Source organism: Streptomyces sp. F001, assembly GCF_004187715.1.
GTDB classification, from domain to species: Bacteria; Actinomycetota; Actinomycetes; order Streptomycetales; family Streptomycetaceae; genus Streptomyces; species Streptomyces flavusporus.
Genome location: NZ_QZWF01000006.1, coordinates 283,393 through 305,140, shown reverse-complemented (window position 1 = coordinate 305,140; position 21,748 = coordinate 283,393). Strand labels below are relative to the sequence as shown.

Below are 21,748 nucleotides of genomic sequence, written 5' to 3'. Positions count from 1 at the left end.
GTGTCCCCTGCATGTGTGGAAGACGTCGTATCGATAGACGGACCCATAGGTTCCGGTAAAAGCTCGGTGGCCTTCGAATTGTCCCGGCTTCTCGGGTGGACGTGTATCAGTACAGGGCTGATGTACCGCGCCGTAGCGCTGAAGGTGCGCGACGTCGAGCGCCGTGAGCGTGCCGCGGCCGCCTGCGAGGCCGCCCGTACCTCACGTTTCACGTTCTCGTCCGCGCACGGCTCTCTGCGCCTCCACGTCGACGATGTCGACGTCACCGACGACATCTCCGATCCGGTCGTCCTGCCGCTGACTTCCGAGGTGGCGCAGGATCCCGACTTGCGTGCCCTACTGCTCCGACGTCAGCGAGAACTCGCGCGGAGCCGACCGTCGGTTGTCGAGGGGCGCGACGCGAACACCCTGATCGTCCCCGATGCGAGGTGGAAGTTCTTTCTGGACGCACCGCCTGAAGTCCGGTATCGGCGGCTTCATGATGTCCACTTGCTGTCCACCGACTCCGCTTTGGGATATGCAGACTTCGTCCGGGGGATGAGGCTGGTGGACGAGCGGGATCGCAGTCGGCTCGACGAATCGAGGCGCCTGGCGGACGTCATCCATCATGAGAACTTCGCCGGTCTCTCCGCCTCCCAGGATGCGATGATCCTGTACTACTACATCTGCCGCCCAGCGGAAATCCGGCGTAACTCGTCGATCCTGCGCACGATGGCCGTTCCCACCGACACATCGTGAGGGTGGTCGAACTCGCACCACGGACCAGGAGCCGGGACCGCGACGACCGGTACACGCCCTGCCTGGATCACACGATTCAGCAGGGCCGTCATGTCCAGGGTCGCGGCCACTTCAACGGGTGCTTCACTTCTCACCCTTTCCAACTCGGCCCAGCCGTGCGGAGTGAATTTCAGCAAGCCCATGTACTGTCCGGTCGCATCCGCCGGCCCGTTGGCCCGCCCCCCGATCTCGGCAACCGAGCCATCGGCGTTCAGCAGGAACCGCTCCGCGTCGTCGAACGGGTCGGTGAAACGTCGCTCCCACAGGCTCAGCCAGTGCGGATCGTAGGCAATGGCGAGAGCCCCTTCCGCTTTTGCCAGTCGGCGGGCGGCATCCAAGGTGTAAGCAATGTCCCCGTAACTGACCAGCACCTCGGTGGAGGACAACCACTGCGCTGCGCAGCGCAGTGATTCCACCATCGTCGACTGCGCCCACCGCGTGTTGTGGAAGACTGTGAGGCCTCTGCCTTCGAGACTTTTCCCTTGCCAGCCGGAGACAATGGCCAACTCACTGGCACCGGCGGCACGAAGGGCAGCGATCTGCCTGGAAAGCAGCGTGCCGCCGGCCACTTCGACCAGACACTTGGGCCGGTCCGCCGTGTACGGCCCCAACCGATGACCTCGACCGGCTGCCAGGACGACGGCCTTCATCGCTCATCCAAGAGGATCTCCCGGAAGAGGGCGATGTCCCGCGGGTTCGGGACCCTTTCCCTCTCCGGATGCCACATCATGCCGACCACCGGCGCTTTCCGGTGCCGGATCGCCTCGATCACCGGACCGTGCCGTGCGACGACGTCCAGTGGCTCCTCGATGCTGGTGGCGGCCCAACGGTGATAGCTGTTCACGGTTCTCTCCCACCCCTCGCCCACAACCCTGTGACGGACTCCCGCGTGGCCGTCCACCGGGGAGAGCGCGACTTCGAAGGCATGGAGGATCACCTGCATGCCGCGGCAGACTCCGATCACCGGCACATTCCGTGAGAGAGCCCAATGCAAGAGAGTGATCTCTGTCAGGTCGCGCTGCGGGCATTTTCCACCGTAGGCCGCCAAGTCGTCACCGCCTGTGAGGACGATTCCCGCTGGAGCCAGGCCGACGACGGTTTCGAGCGCGATGTCGGACACGTTCGGCAGGGGGACTCCGGCCAGATCGCATGCGGCGAGGAACGCCGGCCATCTGATGTCCAGCGCATCCCGGACTTCGCCGAATTCGGTGGGTGGCAGCGCCCTCTGCGTGACGCCGACGAACCTCACGCTACAACTCGCACGGACATGTTGACGGAGTCGATCTCCAGGCTCGAGGCACCCGACCAAAGGTGAAACCTCGTCTCGCCTGCCCCGATGACTGCAGGTACGTTCAATTCCTGGGCACGGACCGCCATATGAGAATTGACGCCTCCGTAGCACGTGACCAGGCCGGCGATCCCCCGGGTGAAGAGCCAGTCGTAGCCGGGGTCGGCGCTCACCAGGAAGGCTATGCACCCTTCGACGGGCTCACCGTCGGTCACCCTCGCCACTGGCGCCAACACCCTGCGCTGAGTGACGAAGTTTGGTTGAGTGGGCGGCATCTCGAAACTCCAGACATCCTGCCGCGAAGCGATCACTGGAGGCAGCGAGAGGGACTCGGTGGTCCGGTGTGCGGCCCTGCCCTCTTCGGCCGCCCGGCGGAGCAGAGCCGCGTTCAGGGCGGAGTCATCCGTCAGCTGCGTGATGGTGGAGTAGTCCACGTAGGACAGGTCATCCGTATCGACGTCTGCCTGTTCACCCAGGAGTCTGAGGGCAAGCAGTGCATCACTGAGGTTGTGGGTGAACTCAAACTTGGCAAGTTCGCGAGCTGTGATGGCTCTGGCCAGAAAGGAGAAGAACTGCTCCGGGGTGACCGGGAAGTCCGCTTCCTTGAGCTTGGTCGTCAACTGATCAGTCTGCAGGGCTGACGGACGGAATTCGGAACGCTGCGAAGCCGGTGTTTCGCCTTGCTGCCAACTGAAGTAGGTATGGGGCGCCTCGTCGTACCGCGGTGAGAGAATGTCGTACGTGCCCGGCCGCAGATGCCCGTAGAGCAGCAGGAAGTCTTCCTTGGCCATCCGGTGGAAGTCCCGTGACATCTTTGCGGCGACGGTCTGCAGCCCTCCTGCGAACGCCTGCCGCTCCGCGGGGGTGATGACAGCCGTACGCACCAGACTGGTCAGCAGTTCCGTCGCGACGAAGGCGGACCGTGCGAGCCCCGCGAACGAGACCGTGCCGTAGCGCATGCAGTCGTGCAACAGTCGCTTCATACGAGATGCGGAGGAGGGCGACCCATCAGCGGTGTCGCGGCGTCGGCGCGCGAGTTCGCGAATGCTCCACTGATCCTCCTGCCAAGGTCCGGGACCCGTCAGGAGTTTACGGGTGAGGCTGCGCAGGCTGTGTGAAAGGGCGCGGCAGTCATCGGTGTCGAACCCCGCCGAGCGTAATCTCCTCAGTCGTGTGTCGAGGTCGAAGGTGTAGCAGGTGAACGCGATGTCGAACTCGACCTTGTCGTGCAGATGAGGACAGGAGGCGAGCCGGTGGAGGTAGTACTCGACAAGCCAGCTCGCGAGGTCCTCATCGAGATCCGCGGGGACGAGCGACGTGAAACTCGCTCGGCAGTCCACATAGGGTGCGCCCGCGAAGTCCACGAGCACAGGCGACCGATCGACGACGCGATAACCGTAGCGGCCGCGTGCGACGGACCAGGCCCGGTCGGTCAGGAGGGCCCGGTAAAGGGAGAGAGCCAGCGGGCGCGGGCGTATCCCGATGATCTCAGCCGGATTCCAGTCCGGCATGACCCCGTAGACGTTGGGGGAGCGATCACGGAGCTGCTGGTCGACGATACGCAAGGCAGCGCGGTGACGTTCGAAGGATATGCCGGAAGGAACGTTCGTGAGTCGTCGGACCTGAAAGAGGATCGGCTCGCCCGTGTTGTCGATACCGAACTCGGCCTGTAAATGCGGAAGGCCCGTGAGTACCTCCAGCTCCGACAGCAGGACGACGACCTTCTCGAGGAATCCTTCAGGAGGAGCCGCGGCCGGACCGTGTGATACCCGGTACCAGGTACGGAGCGCGGCGTCTGCACCAGCGGTCACGGCGAAGGTCTCGGCACTGTCAGTCCAGTTCACCACGTAGTACGGGCCACCCGTACTGGGGTCGCACGAAGCTGCCACGCCGCAAGCGGTCAACGTCCTGGCCTCGGGCTGGACAAGAACCTGATCGTCGTCCAGCGACGATTGGTACGAGGCGATCACCGAGTCGACCGCCTGCCTCAGCGCCTGGCTGCCTTGCACACCGGCGACGGACAGGAAATGGCCGGCCGCGGAGTACTGCGCGGAGTCTTCGCATCGGGCGCTGCTCCGGACTATGAGCGGCTGATCGAATCCTGTCGAATTGACGATGCTGCTGGCGATTTCATCCCGCTGCGCACGCCACTCGGCCACCGTGAAATACCGGAGAGGCATTACGCGGCCGCTGCGCAGCAGGGGGGATACACGGCTGAGGCTTTCCGCTTTGGTTCCCAACCTCACCCGTGCTGTCACTGGCGCGCTCCTTGAGCCGGAGAGACCGTGCCTGGTAAATCCGGCACTATACGCCGCCGCGGGAACTCCGTCATCGGTGCCGCTTCGGCCAGGGCGTCCCGGGGCCGAGCAATGAACACCTCCCGGACGACGGGAATCCCACGAGCATCAGTCGCTCTCGACGCTCAGCCGGCGCAGCAGCTTCGGCAGGGCGGTTCCGATCGGTTCCCGTACCACCTCGTCGGCGCGTTCGTCGTACGGGGTCGGCTCGGCGTTGACGATGATCAGCCGGGCCCCGTGGTCGGCGGCGACCTCCGCGAGCCCGGCGGCGGGCTGTACCTGGAGGCTGGTCCCGATGGCGATGAACACCTGACACCAGGGCCTGTCCGGCGGATCATGTCGCGGACGCGGGGTCTGGCACGCCCTCCCCCCACTCTCGGCTTCGCTCGAGCGGGCGGTGCCCCCACCGGCGTTGTCGTCGGTCGCCGACTCCCCCACTCTCGGCTTCGCTCGAGCGGGGGGACCCCCATCGCGTCGACTCCCTCCTCCGCCTTGCAGCTGGACGCACCAGACCCCGCTCACCTGCGCCGATCAGTCGCCGTTGCTTCCCTGCGACCTGATCCGCCGGACAGGCCCTAACCGACACGCTGCATCGCCTTCCGGTGCCGTTCCGCCATCGCGGCTCCGGACTCGCGGCGGGCCATCCTGCGCAGGACGGACGGTGCGAGGAGCAGCCCGGCGACCGCCCAGGCACCCAACACGCCTGCTGTCTCCAGGTGCCGCCAGGATTCGCCGAGCTCGGCGGCGACCGCTTCGGCCGGCAGCAAGGCGGCCCGGAGACCGAGGCCGAGCCAGTACACGGGGAAGATCTGCCCGACGGTCTGCAGCCACTCGGGCAGCTTCGACAGGGGGAAGTAGATCCCGGAGATCACGACGAGTCCCATCACCGGAAGCATCAGCAAACCGATGGTGCGCGGACTGTCGACGAGTGAGCCGATGACGGCGCCCATCGGCAGGGTTGCCAGGAGACCCAGCGGCACCACCCACACCAGCGTCAGCAACGCTCCGCCGCCTTGCCGGGCAACCCCGTCCACCAGGAACACGCCAACGGCAAAGGGGAGTGCCATGGAGACGAGAGCCGTCCCCGACACCATGATGATCTTGCCGACCAGGTGGCCGACCATGCCGTGGGGTACGGCCTTGGCCCGCAGCAGGGTGCCATCCTCGCGCTCGGTCGCGAGCAGCTGCGCCGTGGTCATCATCCCGGTGAACGCGAGCGTCATCCCCAGCATGCTCGGCAGCATGAACGCGCCGGCCGAGATGCCGGCGCCCTTGAGCGGATCGTCCCGGACCAGGAACAGCGGCACGATGAGCAGGACCGTCCAGAGCGCGTACCCGAACACGTCCTGGCCGGTGGTGAAGGTCTGCCGAAGTTCCGTCCAGCCGCGCCGCACCCCTGCTTTCGCCGCGTACCACACCGGACTCACCGCGATTCCTCCCCGAAAGTGTGTGCCGCCCGCTCGCCGGGGACGCTTCCCGCCTCCAGTTCCCGCACCATCGTCAGGTAGGTGTCTTCCAGGCTCGCCCGGCGCACCTCCAGCCCTCCGATCGTCTCGCCGTGCTCCTCGAACAGCCGACGGACGAACCGGGTGGGCTCGGCCGTCGCCTCCTCGAAGGGCTGTCCGTCCCGCGTCCAGCGCACGGTGGCCTCGGCCGATGCCTGCCGGGACAGCTCCTCGGCCGCACCATCGGCCACGATCCGGCCACCGGCCAGAATGAGGATCCGGTCGGCGAGCTTCTCCGCCTCGGCGAGGTCGTGCGTGGTCAGCAAAACAGTGGTGTTCTCGTCCGCGAGCCCGCGTACCAGGCCGTGGAACTCGCTCCTGGCCTCCGGGTCCAGACCGGCCGTCGGCTCGTCCAGGAACAGCAGCTCGGGTCGGCCCACGATGCCGACGGCCACGTCGAAACGCCTGCGCTGCCCGCCGGACAGGGTTCCGACCCGTTTGTCCGCTTGCTCGGTCAGCCCCACGGCGGCGATGAGCTCGTCGACGTCCCACGGCCGCCGTACGAGGGTGGTGGAGTACGGCGCGTAGTACGAGCCGAGATGGGCCAGCAGTTCCCGCACCCGCCACTTGCCGTGGTCGCGCCAGGACTGCAACACGATGCCCAGGCGCGCACGCCACCGCTCGTCCCCGCGAGCCGGATCGGTGCCGAGGACGGTCACGTCACCGGCCGAGCGCATCCGGAAGCCTTCCAAGACCTCGATCGTGGTCGTCTTGCCCGCGCCGTTCGGGCCGAGCAACACGACGACTTCGCCTCGCCGGGCCGTGAAGCCGACCCCCTTCAGTACGTCCTGGCTGCGGTAGCGCATCCGCAGATCCCGTACTTCGATGACCGTGTCGCTGTCCGACGGTGGGCTGCTCCCAGCCCCGGACAGGGCATGAGCGGTCGTCATCGGTGTTTCCCCGTCCGTCTCGTGGTCCGTCCTCTGGGATCAGGGGCCGGAGGCCGTGCCGACGCCCGTGGTCATGGGACGTGTCTACGGCTGCGGCTGCCGTTGCCGCCTGGCAGCAGCCGTTCGGGCCCTCTCCGGACGAACACATTACCGAACGGTTCAGATGCTTCATGCTGTTCCACGACCCGGCGTACCTTCCCGGTCACAGCCTAGAAGTACTCCGTTAGGTTGCTCTGGCTCTTGGGTTCTGGCTGGTGGTGACTGTTCTGGGCAGTGGGCGGTGGCAGGTGGTGCAGGTGCCGGTCCAGCAGTTCAGCAGGTCTTGGATGGCGTCGAGGATCTGGTAGAGGGTGAGTCCGCTGTATCGGCTTTTGGGGCCAGGCGCTGTTCGGTGAGGAACGCGTGGGCGGCGGTGACCAGGGTGACGTGGTGATGCCAGCCGGTCCAGGAACGGCCCTCGAAGTGGTCCAGGCCCAGGCCGTGCTTGAGCTCCCGGTAGTCGTGCTCGATGCGCCAGCGGATCTTGGCCAGGCGGACCAGTTCAGCCACCGGGGTGTCCTCGGGCAGGTTGGACAGCCAAGGGCGCTGTTGCAGGGGCTGGTGCGGCCTGTGCCAGTTGTAGTGGTCGGCGTAGGTGTTCAAGACAGTGAGCCTTTTCAGCGTGGCCACTGATCGGGTGACGGCATCGACGTCCGCAACGCACGAGGCTCCTGTGCCGTTGAGAGAGGTATTCGACGTCTCAACTCATCGGTTCAAGAGCCTCGTTGGTTCCATATCCTGCCGCACTCGACCTGCCTCACGCCCTGGTCGAGTGGGTAACCATGCTCATCGTCACCCATGAGGGTGACCGCCGCTGCAAGCTCCCGCCCCACCGGCGGGCCCTCGTCGGCCTGATCTACTCCGCAGGTATGACACCCTCGCGCAGATCGCCGCCGGCTTCGGCATCTGCGTCGGCACCGCGCACGCCTACGCCACCGCCGTGATCGACCATCTCTCCCGGCGTGCACCCGGCCTGCTGCGTGTCCTGCGGGAGACCGATCCCGATCACGTCCTGCTCGACGGCACTCTCGCCGAGTGCGACCGGGTCGGCGACAGCCGGGCCGACTACTCCCCCCAATCACCGCCGACATGGAGTGAACGTGCAGCTGGTGACCGATCCGGCCGGGCGGCTGCTGTGGATCTCGCCCGCACTGCCCAGCCGCGCCCACGACCTCACCGCGGCCCGCAACCACCGGATCATCCGGATCTGTGAACGCCAGGGCGTACCGATCCTCGCCAACCGCGCCTGCATGGGAGCCGGCGCCTGGGTGACGACACCCCTCAGACGCCCGCCGGGGCGCGACCTCACACCAACCCGGCAAACCGTCAACCGCACGCTGTCCGCGGCACGCGCACCGGTCGAGCGCGGCGTCGCGCGCCTGAAGTCGTGGCGGATCTTCCGCAGGGCCCGGTGCAGCCCGAATCGAATGTCGTCAATCTCCGCCGCCGTCCTCACCCTGGAGCGGCAGTGCTGAAAAGGCTCACTGGCTCGTTGAGCGTCGTCTCGCCAGGGAGAGCAGGACCTGGCTCATTGCCCTGATTGAAGATCCGCCATCTTGAAGCCGCTGGTCACGGGGCTGGTATGAGTCGTTAATCGTGTACTCGTGCTGGTCGAGGACGCTTGTCGGACCTCAAGATCGTCTGCCGTTTCGGCGATCACGGATCTGTGGATTCTCCGGCGTGTGCGAGGCGGATATCCGTACGATCCGGGCGGGAGGTACATCAAGGTGGCCCAGGGCGCGGAAGCGGACTTTCGTGAACTGATCACGGCCCGCAGGGCCGAACTGGAGGTGCAGGCAGAGAAGTTGAGCCAGCAGTTGCAGGAAGTCCGCGATGAGCTGGAGGAACTTGCTGTCGCCGAACGGGTCGTGCGTCGGCTGGCCGAGCAGGCGCGCGCCGAGGCCGAGCGGCCCGCGACGCCGCGTGCCGGGCAGGTCGCAGGCCGTGCGGTACTGGCGGTGCCGCAACGCGAGCGGGGCATGGACGAGACGGTCCGGCCCGCGGACTACCAGCGGATCATGGACGTGGTGCGGCGGGCCGACGGACCGGTCATGGTGAAGCAGGTCTGCGGTGAGCTGGGCATCTCCTTGGAACCGGCCCGTTCGGAGGCGCTGCGCGCGAAGCTGAACCGGCTGGCCGAGCGGGGCTGGCTGCGCAAGCTCGCGGACGGGAAGTTCACCACCACACTGTGAACGCGGGGCGGGCGCGGCGACCTGCGCCGTGGCCGTAACGTCCGTGCCCCCGGCGGCAGCTGATGTCGTATGCGAAACAAGACCAGCTCCGCCAGAGGCGCTGAGCCGGTTGTCTACCTGTCGAGCCTCACCCTGTCCACGGCCACCCTGGCCTTCCTCGGCGACCTGCTGCGCGGACACTTGAAGAAGATCCACTCCAGGTGGCGCAAGCTGCCGCCCGGACGGATCGCCACGGTCGTCCTCGCCGTCCTGCGCCATGACCAGCGGCTTGCCGACATGACGGGCGGCAACAACATCTCCGCGACCACGGTGCGCCGCTGGGTGATGGAGGTAATCGAACTGCTCGCCACACGGGCCGAGCGCCTGGACCGCGCGTTGAAGAAGGTCATCCGAAAGGGTGGCCACATCGTCCTGATCGACGGCACCCGGCGCCGCACCGGAGCGGACAACCGCCGCAACTACAGCGGGAAACACAAGGCCCACGGTCTGCTCTTCCTCGCGCTCACCGACGACCGGGGCCGGCTCCTGTGGATCTCCGCGGCCCGCCCGGGACGCTCCTCGGAGATCACCACCGCCCGCTACAACAAGCTCGTCGAGCGCCTGCGCCCCCACGAGCTGGGCGCCATCGGCGACCTCGGCTTCACCGGCCTGGACGACGACGTGGACAACCCGGTGGTCATCATCGGTTACAAGGCCGCCCGCACCAAGCCCTTCACATCGGCGAAGAAGCAGGTCAACAAGCTGATCGCGTCCGTCCGCGCGGTCTGTGAACAGCCTTCGCGCACCTGGAGAACTGGCGCATCCTCGCCAAGCTACGGCTGTCGCCCCGCTACGCGACCACGCTGCTGCGGGCGCTGCTCGTGCTGACCCGCACCGAAGTCGCCCCCTGACAGACGATCTTGGGAGCAGACAACCGCCCACGACCAGTACGAGCGCAAGAACACCGACTCACACCAGCCCCGGTGACCTGTGGATTCGAAGTTGGCCGATCTTCAATGTGGTGGGGTGATCAGCAGCGCTGAGGTCTGAGCTTGTGCCGGTGGAAGTCTGAACAGAAAGATGATCAAGACGGCGGATGCCCGGTTCCAGCACTCCGAGTCATCCGTAAATCGCTGGCGCGGCATCCAACCGCGGTGGATGATCCGCAGGGTCCGGGGCCGCCGCGAGCCCTCTCCTCCTGTCTGAGAGGAAGTTGTGATGACCGTTGGCGAGTCCAAGTCATCCGGATCCCAGCCCGAAGTCCGCGCGGCGGCCGGAAGGCTGCGCGGCAGCTGGGAGGCGGGTGTGGCGGTCTTTCGTGGCATCCCGTTCGCCAAGCCCCCGGTCGGCGTGTTGCGCTTCGCTGCTCCGCGACCGGTGCGGGGTTGGAACGGGGTGCGGGAGGCCCTCTCGTACGGCCCGCCGCCCCCGCAGGGTGGGCATTTCGGCATGGATGCGCTGTCGCAGGACGCGGCGGGCGATGACTGGCTGACGGTCAACGTCTGGTCGCCCGAACCCGACCCGGGCGCGGGGCTGCCGGTGATGGTGTGGATTCAGGGCGGCGCCTACGTGATCGGTATGTCCGGCCTCCCCGAGTACGACGGTGGCCGGCTCGCGCGGGACGGTGGCGTGGTCGTGGTGACGTTCAACTACCGCGTGGGTATCGAGGGCTTCGCGCAGATCGAGGGGGCTCCTGCCAACCGGGGTCTGCTCGACCAGGTCGCCGCTCTCGAGTGGGTGCGCGACAACATCCGGGCTTTCGGCGGCGACCCTGACCGGGTCACGGTTTTCGGGCAGTCGGCGGGCGGGGGATCGGTCGCCGCGCTGCTGGCGATGGACCGTGCGGCCGGGCTCTTCCGCCGGGCCGTCGCGCAGAGCGTGCCGGGCACGTTCTTCTCGCCGGATCTTGCCGCGGACATCACTGCCGCCTGCGCCGCCGAGCTGGGGCTGCGGCCCACGGTGGCCGACCTGTCCGGCGTTGCCCCACGCCGGCTGTCCGCCGCCGGTGACACGGTCGGCGCCAAGATGGACCAGTGGGCGCAACGCTGGGGCCAGCCCGCGCACAGAACGATCCCCTTCTCGCCCGTCGTCGACGGCGAGGTCCTGGCCGCCACACCGTGGCAGGCCCTGACCGACGGCGCCGGCCGCGACATCGAACTCCTCGTCGGCCACACTCGCGACGAGCAGCGCCTGTTCACCGCCATCAACGGTCTGCTCGGTGAGGTGAGCGAGGAGCAGGCGGCGAACGCCCTCCGCGTTTTCGCACCCGGCCCGGACGGCGCACGCCGCTACCGCGACGCCTTCCCGGCGGCGAGCCCGGACGAGCTGTACGAACTGGTCCATTCCGACTGGCTGTTCCGCATGCCGTCGCTCCACCTCGCCGAGGCCCAGACGGCTGTCGGCGGCCGCGCGCATGTCTACGAGCTGGCCTGGCCGGCCCCGGGCACGGGCGGCGCCCTCGGCGCCTGCCACGGCCTCGACGTACCACTCGTCTTCGGCAACCTGAACCGCGGCCAACCTGCCATGCTGATCGGTGAAACACCCTCCCCGGAGGCAGAGGCTCTGTCCGCCCGGATGCGCGCCGCATGGGCATCGTTCGCCGCCCACGGCGACCCCGGCTGGCCCGCGTACGACATCGGTCAACGCCTCGTTCAGCTCTTCGACACTCGGTCGGCTGTCACCGCCTACCCGGAAGAGCCCTCCCGCCTGATCTGGCAGAGTCACACCTTCCCCGTGCTGCCGCTGATCAGCCGGTAGCGCCGGTCAACCCGGCCGGCCGGGGCTACTGGTTCTGTTCGAGCGAGGACTCGAGGAATGCCTTGGCCGCGTTGGCGTAGCGGATCGAGGCGCGTTCGCCGATGCCGAAGACGGCGGTCAGGCGGAGGGCGTCGGGCCCGTGGGTGAGTGCCTCTTCGAGCTGCTGGTCCATCCGGATCTGGGGTGCCGGTACGAACCGTGTCACCAGCCGCACACCACTGAACTACTCCGCCGACTTCGCAGGCCGGGGCAGTTCGGCTGCGGCCGTTGCTTCGGCGAGTGCGACCCGACCGCCCTTCAGTCGGGCACGTACTTGTAGATCGTGTTCCTGCTGACGCCAAGGAGCTTCGCGATGGACGTGACGGTGTTGCCGGGGCGGGTGAGCAGATCCCGGGCGTGACGCACCTGCTCCTCGGTCATCGCCGGCGGACGGCCAAGGCGGGCGCCACGGGCACGGGCGGCGTCCAGACCTTCGTTGGTGCCTTGCACGATGAGTTCGCGGATGAACTCCGCCAGGGCCGCGAAGACATGAAACACCAGGCGCCCACCCGGCGTGGTGGTGTCGAGTGCCTCGTGCAGCGAGGTGAAACCGATGCCGCGCTTGCGCAGGCCGGAGACGATCGCGATGAGGTCCTGGATCGAGCGGCCGAGCCGGTCCAGGGGCGGGACGACGAGGGTGTCCCTTTCGCGGAGGCAGTCGAGTGCCTTCCGAAGTTCCTCGCGCTCGGCGTTCTTGCCGGACTTCTTGTCGGCGAAGATCCGAATGCAGCCTGCTTCGGTGAGTGAGTGGATCTGCCGGTCCAGCAACCGTCCCTTCGCCGATACGCGGGCGTACCCGACGAGGGCCCCGGTCAGTACGGCGGGGACGGGGGCGAGGAGATCGGCGATGTCGTCGCCGGAAGGCGTCCGCATTCGCGCGATCGGACAGAAAACGGTGGAATCCGAGTTCTTGAGCAGGCCGACTTTTTGCCACCGTTTTTCACACAGGACCCGGCGCCGGTCCGGCCGCGGACCGCCACTTCCCGATCTTGCTCAAGAATCGGTCGGTTTGTCAGCGTGAGCGGATGGGGGTGGTGTCCGCACCCGCAGCGCATCACCGATCATCAACCGGACAGGCTTGTCCGATCAACTCAACCGCTCCACGCGCCGAGGGGCAGGCTTCAGCCGTTTGCGGCGATGCGGTCGAGCCACTCGCTGAGGAGGTGTTGCTCGGCACTGCTGAGCGCGGTCTGTTCGGGCAGGAGGGCGCGCAAGGTTCGGGCGGCGCCGGCGGGGCCCGTGTCTTGCACGGCGGGTTTGTCGTGGGTGACGGCGGTGACCATGGATTCGCGCATGGCGGTGAGCAGGGCGGGGTTGCGCTGGTCCTCGGGCAGCGACAGCCAGGTGAGCACGGCGCCGCGCGCGGTGGCGTGGATGAGAGCGGCTGCGAGCTTTTCGTCGACGCGGAGCCAGCCGCCGGTGGCGAGGCGGCGGATGCGCCCCAGCAGGATCTGCATGCCGGTCTGGAAGGCGGCCGATGTCGTGCCGCGTTTGGGCTCGCCGTACATCAGCGCGTACAGCTCCGGATGGGCGAGCCCGAACTCGACGGCGAGGTCCCAGCCCGCGCGTAGATCCTCGACGGGGTCTTGGGGATGGGCGTCCACGTGCTTGGCCGCGAGGAACGTGGCGTAACCGTGCTCGGCCACCGCCTCGAGGAGCCCGTCCTTGTCGCCGAACAAGCGATAGATCACAGGGGGCTGCACCCCGGCGGCCGCCGCGACCGCGCGGGTGGTCACCGCCTCGCGCCCCTCGCGCGCGAGCAGGTCCGCCGCTGCCTCGACAACCCGCTGCCGGGTGACCTCACGGGCGTCGGGTGCACCCTCCGACTCTGGGGCGGCAGGGGCGTCGGAGTGCGATCCATCAGGCATGAATCAATGATAGCGCCCACCTGTTTCCGTTGATGGAATCAGTGTTATCGTTCTATCCTTATCACTGGAAACAGCGAGAACGGGGAGCGCGTATGCCCGAGAAGCTGCACATCACAGGCCTTGAGGAGCACGTGGTTCTGCCAGTCCTGCTCGACGCATGGACGAGGGCGGGGGTGCCGCAGATCCCGCAGCTCGGTTACGGCGACGAGCCGTTCGCGCAGCGGCTGCGGGACGTCGGCGATCGGCGCCTGGCCGACATGGACGACCAGGGCGTGGACGTGGCGGTGCTGTCGCTGGCCACACCGGGGGTGCAGAACCTGGCGGCGGCGGACGCCGTGAGCGTGGCGCGTGAGGCGAACGACGCGCTCGCCGAGGTCGTCCGCGCCCACCCGCAGCGTTTCCAGGCGCTCGCGGTCATCCCGACGCCGTCACCCGAAGCCGCTGCGGCGGAACTGGAGCGCGCCGTCACGCGGCTCGGCCTGCGCGGCGCGATGCTGTACGGGCGCACCGGTGACAAGCCGGCTGACGCGCCCGAGTTCGACGACCTCTACGCCACCACTGAGCGGCTCCGGGTACCGCTGCACTTCCACCCGCAGACCCCGGTGCAGGCGGTCCAGGAGGCGTACTACTCAGGACTGCCCCATGGGGTGGGCCCCATGCTCGCGACCGCCGGTCTCGGCTGGTACTACGACCTGGGCGTGCAGTACCTGCGGATGATCTTCTCCGGTGTGTTCGACCGCCACCCCGACCTGCAGGTGATCGCGGGACACTGGGGCGAAGTCGTCCTGTTCTACCTGGACCACATCGGCATCCTGCAGAACGCGGCGAAGCTGGAACGTCCCCTGGCCGACTACTTCCGCCAGAACTTCTGGGTGGCGGGAAGCGGTACGGTCAGCGAGCGCTACCTGCGGTGGACGGCGGAGGTCATCGGCACCGACCGCATGCTGTACTCAACCGACTACCCGTACACCTTCGGGACGCGGCCCGGCGGCTTCCCCTTCCTGGACACCAGCGGCGGAGTCGCCCGCTCCTTCCTCGAACAGGCACCGTTCACCCAGGAGGAGAAGGCGGCTATCGGGTCCGGCAACTGGGAGATGCTGACCGGCCATATCGCAGCCGCCACGAACGTCGACAGCCGATCCGCAGATGACCGATGAGACGGAGCAGACCGGCCGAACCCGGTTGCCGTCATGGCGACTACGTCATGGCGATCGCCTGATCGATGAAACCAGGGTGCCGAACGCGCCACCGGCCTGCCGATCGTCTTTGCGGCCGGCCCTGCCTCCCAGGGCCGCCACCCATCGAACAGCCGGATGACGTTGTGAACACCTCTCCACGCGGGCCGCGTTCAGCGGCCCGCCCGTTCATGGACCGCGAGCCGGTGGCCTGTCCCTGGCCCAGCGGTGACCTCTGCCTGCCCGAATCCCGGAGGAACAGTGGCGACAAACCCTCATCGTGTGCCGCCCGCACAACGCAGACCCCTCAGTGTGGCGATCGCCTTGGCCGTCTTGGCGGTGTCCGTGGGCCTTGGCATCGTCCGTCCCGCCGAGGCGGTGGCGTCCACCGCCGCGGAGCGGCAAGCCATCGCCGAATGGTGGGCGCCGGTGCACTTCCAGGACGTCGACACCAGCGGTGAGACCTCGGAGGGCGGGAAGTCCGACTACCTCGCCGCCTACGACTTCGACGGCGACCTCAACGGCCGCAACAACTGGGAGAACATCACCGAGTCCCCGCTGGCGGCGCACGTCTACTACTCGGTGTCGAGACCGAGGGCTACTGGTACCTGCTCTACATGTTCTTCCACCCGCGTGACTGGGCGGACGCGGCGCTCGACAACCCCCAGGAGGACGCGAGCGAGCACGAGAACGACGCCGAGGGCACGCTCGTCGTCGTGGAGCGCGGCGGCTCCGAACACGGCGCTCTCAAGGCCGCCGTCACCGTGTCCCACAGCCACTTCTACTCCTACGTGCCCGAAGGCGGCACATGGTCCAGCAAGGGCCTCGACGGCACGCTCCCCCTGATGAGCAGCCCGCACACGGATGGTCACCAGCGCCCGTGGACCGCCCAGCAGGCCGGCACCCACGCCGCGTGGGCCGTCACCGATCTGACCAGCCTGCGGGAGGAGTACGCCGACGGCGACGGGATTCTGTACTACCCCGGCAGCACCGCCGAGGTGCCCGAAGACTCCAACGACCGGGACGTGCAGTACGCCTTGACCGACGTTTTCGCCCCGGGCGGCATGTGGGACAGTCGCAACCTGACGTCGTTGTTCGCCACACCGGACAACTTCGCCGGGGACGACAGCGGCAACCCCAACGGCGCCGCCTGCGGCGAAGGCGGAGTGGCGGGGCCCGCGGACGGCGAGTGCGGGACCGACTCGGCCAATCCGCCGTGGGCCTGGGACGACCAGGACGACAGGCCAGGCAAGGGATACATCGCCACCAACCCGGCCGAGCTGGTGTTCCACTACTTCGACTGGAACGGCAAGCCCCCCTCGCCCGACCTCGACTACACCTGGAACCCGTACAACGGCATCACCCCCGAGGACCCGGAGGATCCCTCACCGATGGGCAATGTGCTGGTCGTCGGTGACTCGATCAGCAACGGGTTCGAGGGCGACCACACCTGGCGGTACCGACTGTGGGAGTGGGCCCGGAACCAGAACGTGCCGGCCGCCTTCGTCGGACCGCTGACCGGGACCAGCAAGCCGGAAGACCCCCACCCGCCCGTACCGCCGCCCCTGGAGGGAAGCGAGGAGCCCGACGAGTCGGAGCCGGATCCGGACCGGTTCACGGGGGCGTACGCAAAGGACGCCGACGATGGCTTCGTCGACGGCGGATCGGCGCACTACGCGATGTGGGGCCGGCAGCTGGGCCAGAGCGTGGACACCATCAAGTCGGCGATGGACGACCTGGGGGCCAAGGAGCAACTGCCCGACGTGCTGCTGGTCGAGCTGGGCTTCAACGACATCGGCTGGCTCGGGGCCGGCGCCGGGCTGGTCGACACCATGAAGGACTTCGTCGACAACGCCCGGGCGGCCAACCCGGACGTGAAGATAGTGCTGGGCAATGTCCCGCAGCGCACCACCCTCGATGACGCCAACCCGCAGCTGCCGAAGCGCACCACGGACTACAACGAGGCCCTGGCCGAGGCGATCCCCGACTGGGACACCGACGCCTCCCCGGTCGCCCTGGCCGACATCGACGCCGCGATGGACTGCGACTCGACCTCCGACCGGTGCGCCACCACCTACGACGGGCTGCACCCCAACGCGCTGGGCGAGTACCGCATCGCCGAAGCGTTCGGCACCACCCTGCACGAGGAGTTCGGGATCGGCGCGGAGCCGCCCGAGGTGCCGGACACCATGCCCACCCGGCAGGTGGCAACCCCCTCCGACCTGGAGTTCGACGGCACCCAGCAGGGGGTGACCGTGACCTGGTCCAAGGTCTTCGGTGCCCACGGCTACGACGTGAAGTGGCGCGATGTCACCCCCGGCGCGGAGACCGACTGGCACGACGCCATCCCCGGTCCGCACACCCACCGCTTCGACCTGGGCTGGCAGTTCACCGACCAACCGCACGACGGCCACACCTACGAGGTGAAGATGCGCGCGGTCGCCGGGGACAGCGACGAGCTGAAGTCACCGTGGTCGGACCCGATCAGAGGAGTGGCCCACCCCACCACGGCCCCGCCGCCCGCGACCATCCACGCCGCCGCCGGCGCCGGATCGATCGACGTGAGCTGGACCCCGCCCACCGGGCCGCACACCGACTCCATCACCCGCTACGCGCTGTGGATCTACGACGAGGACACCCCGCAGGTGCACTCGCGAATCATCGGTTACCCGCCCTCGGCAGGAACCGCGCATGTCGACGGGCTGACGCCGGGCCACCACTACCGGGTGTTCATGTGTACCTGGAACGCGGCCGGTGAGGGCAAACCCCGCATCGCCGGCACCGTGATCCCACACTGACCGCGCACCACCCACACACCTCGCGGCGCTCCCGGTGACACCACCTCACCGGGAGCGCCGCCACCAGGCCGGTCGCCGCCACCAATCCGCGGCCTGAGCCGGAGGTGAACCACCGCGCGACCTTTGCCCGGCCGCGGCACCGGCACCACGTTCCGGCGCGGCCGCCGTGCCCGCTAAAAGCCCCTAACGCAATGCGCGCACCCGCCGGTACAGGATGATGCAGGTGGCCAACTGGAGGAAGCCGTCGTGGATGTCGTCGCGGCGTTCCCAACGGATCCTCAGGTGCCGGAAGCCGTGCAGCCAGGCGAGCGCGCGCTCGGCCACCCATCGGTGGACGCCCAGCCCGGAGCCGTGGGGCTGGCCGCGGCGGGCGATGTGCGGGGTGATGCCCAGCGCCCGGACCAGGCGGCGGTGGCTGTCGTGGTCGTAGCCGCGGTCGGCGTACAGCCGACGCGGCCGGTGCCGGGGTCTTCCCCGGCGGCCCCGCACGGGCGGGATGGCCTGGAGCAGTGGAATGAGTTGGGTGACGTCGTTGCGGTTGCCGCCGGTGTGCGTCACCGCCAGGGGGGTGCCGTGCGCCTCGGTGATCACGTGGTGCTTCGAGCCCGTGCGCGCGCGGTCGACCGGGCTCGGCCCGGTTTTGGGCCGCCCCGCAGGGCGCGCACGTGGGAGGCGTCGATCGCGGCGCGGGAGAAGTCCAGCTGGTCCGCGCCGCGCAGCTTCGCCAGCAGGATCTCCTGCAGCCGGTGCCAGACGCCGGCCTCGTTCCAGTCCCGCAGCCGACGCCAGCAGGTCATGCCCGAGCCGAAGCCCAGTTCCTGGGGCAGGAACTCCCACTGGATGCCGGTGTGCAGCACGAACAAGATGCCCTGGAGCACCCTGCGGTCATCCAGTCGCTTGCGGCCCGGATGGTCGGGGCGGCGCTCCACCACCGGCAGCAGCGGCTCGATCAGCGCCCACAGCTCGTCATCCACTTCCCAGGGCTTGGGGCGGGCCATCGCGCACCTCCTCACCGGGGCGGATCTGCACCAGCAAGTCCAGGTTAACGCGAATATTCTATTTTGTTAGGATCTCTAAGAGCACGGTTCACTTCGTGTGCGTCCACACCCCAACATGCCCCTAAACGGGACTGAGAGGAAGACCTAACGGAGTACTACTAGGGCCGTGCCGGCGATGCGAAGGCGCCAAGGTCCGTAGCGGGCAAGGCATCCGATGAGGAGGCCGGCCGCTCGTCATCATGGCCATGAACGGCCCAACGCGGCGAACCTGTACGGTCAATGCACTAGCGTCGGGTCCCGTGATCGTATGGCTCAACGGCACCCACGGCGCAGGCAAGACGACGACCAGTCCACTGGTGCAGCAACTGATCCCGGACTCACGGGTGTTCGATGCCGAGAAGGTCGGCGAGACACTCATGGACATCACGCCGGGGCTGCCCGGGACGGACAACTTCCAGCACTGGCCGCCGTGGCGACAGCTCGTCGTCGAGACCGCCCGCCGCGTACTCGACTACACCGGCGGCACTCTGGTGATGCCCATGACTGTCCTGGTCGAGCAGTACTGGCGCGAGATCAGCACGGGCCTCGCCCAACATGACATTCCGGTCCGGCACTTCGTCCTCCACGCCGACCAGGACACCCTCCGGGGGCGCATCGAGGGGGACACTGTTCTCGGCCCCTCCCCATTCCGTCTCAAATACCTCGAGCCCTACGCCGAGGCGGCCCGCACGTGGCTGCACGGCGAGGCCGAGGTCGTCGACACCACGCACCTCACGCCCGCCCAGGCCGCCCTGCAGATCGCAGAGGCCGTCAAGAGCTGAGGTCCGCCCGCCACGCAAGAGCAGGAGCAGGTGGCAGGCACCGCGTACGCGCCGCCGTCCCTGAGCCGTTCGGCTCGCTCCACGACGAAGACACTCCCAGGCCATGGACTTCGTAACCCACCACCAGGACGGACTTCCCCGCGACGCCACGTACCCTGTGCTGCTCGTGTACGCCGCGGGGGGATGCTGATCAGTCGCTCGCCATGCTGAGCCGGCGCAGCAGCTTCGGCAGGGCGGTTCCGATCGGTTCCCGTACCACCTCGTCGGCGCGTTCGTCGTACGGGGTCGGCTCAGCGTTGACGATGATCAGCCGGGCCCCGTGGTCGGCGGCGACCCCCGCGAGACCGGCGGCGGGCTGGACCTGGAGACTGGACCCGACGGCGATGAACACCTGGCACGCCTTGGTGATCGCGACGGCCTCGCCCAGCACCACCGGGTCGAGCCGCTCCCCGGACATCACCGTCGCCGGCTTCAGGATCCCACCGCACTCCAGGCAGGGAGGATCGTCCTCACCGGCCTCGACCCGGGCGAGCGCGTCTTCCCTGGGGCCTCGTCCGCGTCGGAGCCCGCTTCGAACGCGGCCGGCTCGTCGAGCGATCCGAGCTCAGCGCCGCCTGAGCCACCGGGGCTGTCCGGCTCATTCCGTGACGCAGGGCGCGGAGGTGAGTCGCGTGGCGGTAAGTGAGCCCCACCGACGCGGACCTCGGAGGCGCGGGCTCCCCTTCCGCTCCGCCGAACTCCCTGTCCCCGTGGCCGGTTGCGTGATCAACTGTAGGCGTACACAACCCCATTGACCTCATCGGAGCTGCCTTGCCCATCCGCATCACTGCCCTCACCGAGCCCGACCGCACCTCTTCTGGCTATCGCCTCGCGTGGCTGGCCAGCAGGGATGACGGCGATCCGCTCGGGTCCGCGTTTCTGCGGGTGTTCACCCGGGAGGGCCAGGAGCACCTGGCCGAGCTGCAGTTGAATGTGCACACGGCGGAGCGGCGCAGGCGGGTCGGGTCACGGCTCCTCGAGACGGCGGTGGCTGCCGCGCGGGAGGTGGGCAGGCGGTCGGTGGTCGCGCAGGCCGACGCGGGCACGCCCGGCGATCGCTTCCTTGCCGCAAGTGGGTTCCGCAAGGTGCTGACACTGACGTATGCCCGGCTTGCGCTGGACGAGTTGGACAGCAGCAAGGTTGAGGAGATCCACGCGATCGTCGAGCGGCCGCACCCTGGCTACCGTCTCGCGTCATGGCGCGGCACCGTCCCCGCGGAACTGGCCAAAACCTTTGCCGACTCGCGCCGCGCGATGGACGACATGCCGATGGACGACACCGACTACGGTGTCGTGGCCTGGGACACCGAGCGGGTCCTGGCCGCTGCCAAGGCCATTGCCGACCGCGGGGAGCTGCTCACCACGGTGGCCGCCGTCGACGAGTCGGACGGCTCGATCGCCGGCTTCTCGGAGCTCGTCGTGCCAGGCGACGGCAAGGGCGACGGACTGCACTACGGCACCGGCGTACTGCCCGAGCACCGCGGCCACGGCCTCGGCCGCTGGATGAAGGCCGAGTCGATCCGCCTCGCCCGCACCAACCACCCCGAGCTCACCGGCCTGGTCACCGATACGGCGGACAGCAACACGCACATGCGGCGCATCAATGACGCACTGGGGTACGTCCCCACCCACAAGGCTCTGGAGTACCAGCTCGACCTTTGAAGCCATGCGGCCGGGGGCCTACGGGCCGCGATGCCCGCAGGGCGACGGAACGGCCCTGACACGACCCGCCGGACCCGAGCTACCTCAACCGATCTACAGAACTTGACAGTTACTCCCGCCGCCACAGCCCGTTGGGTCCGCGGTAGTCCGGGATTCCGGAGTCGCAAGGCATCGGCGGATGTAACACGGCTGTCTCCGTGGCGCAGTCTGCCGCGCGCACGGAGCCTACGACCGGATTGCGGCCGGGAGCTCTGTGCGGAGCATCAGGCGGAGGGCGCAGGCGAACCGGGGCCACGTCGAGGTGGCGGTTCGCCGTCATCCCCGTCTGGCGGCCGATGCCGGAACGGAACGTCATCCGCCGTCTGTTCGGGCCTTGACCAGGTTCGATAGTTGGCCGGGGGACTGCCTCGTTCCCACTCGGGGTCTGCTCTCTCGACGCGAGGCGCGCCTGTGACCCCCAAAAGGTCCTGCAACATGCGGCGCGTCAGCGCTTGGTCCAGATGTTCAGCGACACCCTCCGCCCCCCAGCGAACAACGAGTTCCGAGGCTTTCGAGAGGCCCTCCGCCGAGGCGCCGGGAAAGGCCAGGGCGAGGGAGGCACGCACGATCTCGACGGCGTCTCCG

The 21,748-nt window shown here is 68.2% G+C and carries 17 protein-coding genes and 4 pseudogenes; 9 read left to right on the top strand and 12 right to left on the bottom strand.

Translation table 11 applies throughout. From position 1 onward, the window contains the following. Positions 1 to 15 precede the first annotated feature (15 nt). The gene (locus tag StrepF001_RS24285) at positions 16 to 738 is read left to right on the top strand and encodes a (d)CMP kinase (protein WP_165396349.1); all 723 of its coding nucleotides are present in this window, start codon (positions 16 to 18) and stop codon (positions 736 to 738) included. Here the strand turns inward: StrepF001_RS24285 and StrepF001_RS24280 are convergent. From StrepF001_RS24280 to StrepF001_RS24250, 7 genes and pseudogenes are all read right to left on the bottom strand, one after another. After that, entirely contained in the window at positions 660 to 1,427 is a 768-nt protein-coding gene (locus StrepF001_RS24280; RefSeq protein WP_129800323.1) for a phosphocholine cytidylyltransferase family protein, read from the bottom strand. The genes StrepF001_RS24285 and StrepF001_RS24280 overlap by 79 nt on opposite strands. Further along, a complete protein-coding gene (locus StrepF001_RS24275; protein ID WP_129800322.1) occupies positions 1,424 to 2,026 on the bottom strand; it encodes a gamma-glutamyl-gamma-aminobutyrate hydrolase family protein in 603 nt (200 codons plus the stop codon). Before StrepF001_RS24275 ends, StrepF001_RS24280 begins: the two co-directional genes overlap by 4 nt. Beyond that, on the bottom strand, positions 2,023 to 4,323 hold the full coding sequence (locus tag StrepF001_RS24270) for a PEP-utilizing enzyme (protein WP_129800321.1): 2,301 nt from the start codon (positions 4,321 to 4,323) through the stop codon (positions 2,023 to 2,025). The genes StrepF001_RS24275 and StrepF001_RS24270 overlap by 4 nt, the downstream gene beginning before the upstream one ends. A gap of 147 nt (positions 4,324 to 4,470) precedes the next feature. Continuing rightward, positions 4,471 to 4,677, bottom strand: a pseudogene (locus tag StrepF001_RS24265) (NAD-dependent deacetylase); the annotation flags it as partial. Between the two features lie 260 nt (positions 4,678 to 4,937). After that, positions 4,938 to 5,789: an ABC transporter permease gene (locus tag StrepF001_RS24260; protein WP_240797656.1), complete on the bottom strand. Its 852-nt coding sequence runs from the start codon at positions 5,787 to 5,789 to the stop codon at positions 4,938 to 4,940. Beyond that, on the bottom strand, positions 5,786 to 6,757 hold the full coding sequence (locus StrepF001_RS24255; protein WP_129800320.1) for an ABC transporter ATP-binding protein: 972 nt from the start codon (positions 6,755 to 6,757) through the stop codon (positions 5,786 to 5,788). The genes StrepF001_RS24260 and StrepF001_RS24255 overlap by 4 nt, the downstream gene beginning before the upstream one ends. 312 nt (positions 6,758 to 7,069) lie before the next feature. After that, a pseudogene (locus StrepF001_RS24250) lies at positions 7,070 to 7,336 on the bottom strand (transposase); the annotation flags it as partial. A gap of 185 nt (positions 7,337 to 7,521) precedes the next feature. Here StrepF001_RS24250 and StrepF001_RS24245 point away from each other — a divergent pair. The 4 genes and pseudogenes from StrepF001_RS24245 to StrepF001_RS24230 all read left to right on the top strand — a co-directional run bounded on the left by StrepF001_RS24245 (position 7,522) and on the right by StrepF001_RS24230 (position 11,724). Then, a pseudogene (locus tag StrepF001_RS24245) lies at positions 7,522 to 8,271 on the top strand (transposase family protein). Between the two features lie 207 nt (positions 8,272 to 8,478). Then, entirely contained in the window at positions 8,479 to 8,988 is a 510-nt protein-coding gene (locus StrepF001_RS24240) for a hypothetical protein (protein WP_240797655.1), read from the top strand. A gap of 69 nt (positions 8,989 to 9,057) precedes the next feature. Beyond that, positions 9,058 to 9,855, top strand: coding sequence for a transposase family protein (locus StrepF001_RS24235; RefSeq protein ID WP_240797654.1), 798 nt, complete (start codon positions 9,058 to 9,060; stop codon positions 9,853 to 9,855). A gap of 330 nt (positions 9,856 to 10,185) precedes the next feature. After that, positions 10,186 to 11,724 carry a carboxylesterase family protein gene (locus StrepF001_RS24230; protein WP_129800319.1) on the top strand — a complete coding sequence of 513 codons (1,539 nt, stop codon included), beginning with the start codon at positions 10,186 to 10,188 and terminating at the stop codon, positions 11,722 to 11,724. 25 nt (positions 11,725 to 11,749) lie between these two features. Here StrepF001_RS24230 and StrepF001_RS24225 read toward each other — a convergent pair whose 3' ends face one another. From StrepF001_RS24225 to StrepF001_RS24215, 3 genes are all read right to left on the bottom strand, one after another. Beyond that, positions 11,750 to 11,929, bottom strand: coding sequence for a hypothetical protein (locus StrepF001_RS24225; protein ID WP_129800318.1), 180 nt, complete (start codon positions 11,927 to 11,929; stop codon positions 11,750 to 11,752). Positions 11,930 to 12,021: 92 nt separating this feature from the next. Further along, the gene (locus StrepF001_RS24220) at positions 12,022 to 12,636 is read right to left on the bottom strand and encodes a recombinase family protein (RefSeq protein WP_165396348.1); all 615 of its coding nucleotides are present in this window, start codon (positions 12,634 to 12,636) and stop codon (positions 12,022 to 12,024) included. Between the two features lie 248 nt (positions 12,637 to 12,884). After that, a complete protein-coding gene (locus StrepF001_RS24215) occupies positions 12,885 to 13,631 on the bottom strand; it encodes a TetR/AcrR family transcriptional regulator (RefSeq protein ID WP_129800317.1) in 747 nt (248 codons plus the stop codon). 92 nt (positions 13,632 to 13,723) lie between these two features. Between StrepF001_RS24215 and StrepF001_RS24210 the strand changes: the two genes are divergently transcribed. Then, complete coding sequence (locus tag StrepF001_RS24210) at positions 13,724 to 14,788, top strand: amidohydrolase family protein (protein WP_129800316.1); 1,065 nt, start codon at positions 13,724 to 13,726, stop codon at positions 14,786 to 14,788. Positions 14,789 to 15,423: 635 nt separating this feature from the next. After that, positions 15,424 to 17,604: a GDSL-type esterase/lipase family protein gene (locus StrepF001_RS24205; RefSeq protein ID WP_129800315.1), complete on the top strand. Its 2,181-nt coding sequence runs from the start codon at positions 15,424 to 15,426 to the stop codon at positions 17,602 to 17,604. A gap of 183 nt (positions 17,605 to 17,787) precedes the next feature. On the opposite strand, the gene StrepF001_RS24200 is transcribed toward StrepF001_RS24205, so the two are convergent. Beyond that, positions 17,788 to 18,602, bottom strand: a protein-coding gene (locus tag StrepF001_RS24200) for an IS5 family transposase (RefSeq protein ID WP_165396233.1) whose coding sequence is annotated in 2 segments (ribosomal slippage) — positions 17,788 to 18,245 and positions 18,245 to 18,602 — 816 coding nt in all. Because the reading frame shifts where the segments join, the coding sequence is not laid out codon by codon here. Positions 18,603 to 18,901: 299 nt separating this feature from the next. On the opposite strand from StrepF001_RS24200, the gene StrepF001_RS24195 reads away from it, so the two are divergent. Then, the gene (locus StrepF001_RS24195) at positions 18,902 to 19,423 is read left to right on the top strand and encodes an AAA family ATPase (RefSeq protein WP_129800314.1); all 522 of its coding nucleotides are present in this window, start codon (positions 18,902 to 18,904) and stop codon (positions 19,421 to 19,423) included. Positions 19,424 to 19,613: 190 nt separating this feature from the next. Here StrepF001_RS24195 and StrepF001_RS24190 read toward each other — a convergent pair. Beyond that, positions 19,614 to 19,976 (bottom strand): annotated as a pseudogene (locus StrepF001_RS24190) (Sir2 family NAD-dependent protein deacetylase); the annotation flags it as partial. A gap of 257 nt (positions 19,977 to 20,233) precedes the next feature. Between StrepF001_RS24190 and StrepF001_RS24185 the strand changes: the two are divergent. Further along, positions 20,234 to 21,124: a GNAT family N-acetyltransferase gene (locus StrepF001_RS24185; RefSeq protein ID WP_165396347.1), complete on the top strand. Its 891-nt coding sequence runs from the start codon at positions 20,234 to 20,236 to the stop codon at positions 21,122 to 21,124. Positions 21,125 to 21,748: the final 624 nt, after the last annotated feature.

Coding starts and splice junctions, on each gene's coding strand:
- StrepF001_RS24280 (WP_129800323.1), bottom strand. CDS start 1,427: ATGAAGGCCGTCGTCCTGGCAGCCGGTCGAGGTCATCGGTTGGGGCCG.
- StrepF001_RS24255 (WP_129800320.1), bottom strand. CDS start 6,757: ATGACGACCGCTCATGCCCTGTCCGGGGCTGGGAGCAGCCCACCGTCG.
- StrepF001_RS24235 (WP_240797654.1), top strand. CDS start 9,058: ATGCGAAACAAGACCAGCTCCGCCAGAGGCGCTGAGCCGGTTGTCTAC.
- StrepF001_RS24230 (WP_129800319.1), top strand. CDS start 10,186: ATGACCGTTGGCGAGTCCAAGTCATCCGGATCCCAGCCCGAAGTCCGC.
- StrepF001_RS24220 (WP_165396348.1), bottom strand. CDS start 12,636: ATGCGGACGCCTTCCGGCGACGACATCGCCGATCTCCTCGCCCCCGTC.
- StrepF001_RS24215 (WP_129800317.1), bottom strand. CDS start 13,631: ATGCCTGATGGATCGCACTCCGACGCCCCTGCCGCCCCAGAGTCGGAG.
- StrepF001_RS24210 (WP_129800316.1), top strand. CDS start 13,724: ATGCCCGAGAAGCTGCACATCACAGGCCTTGAGGAGCACGTGGTTCTG.
- StrepF001_RS24205 (WP_129800315.1), top strand. CDS start 15,424: ATGTTCTTCCACCCGCGTGACTGGGCGGACGCGGCGCTCGACAACCCC.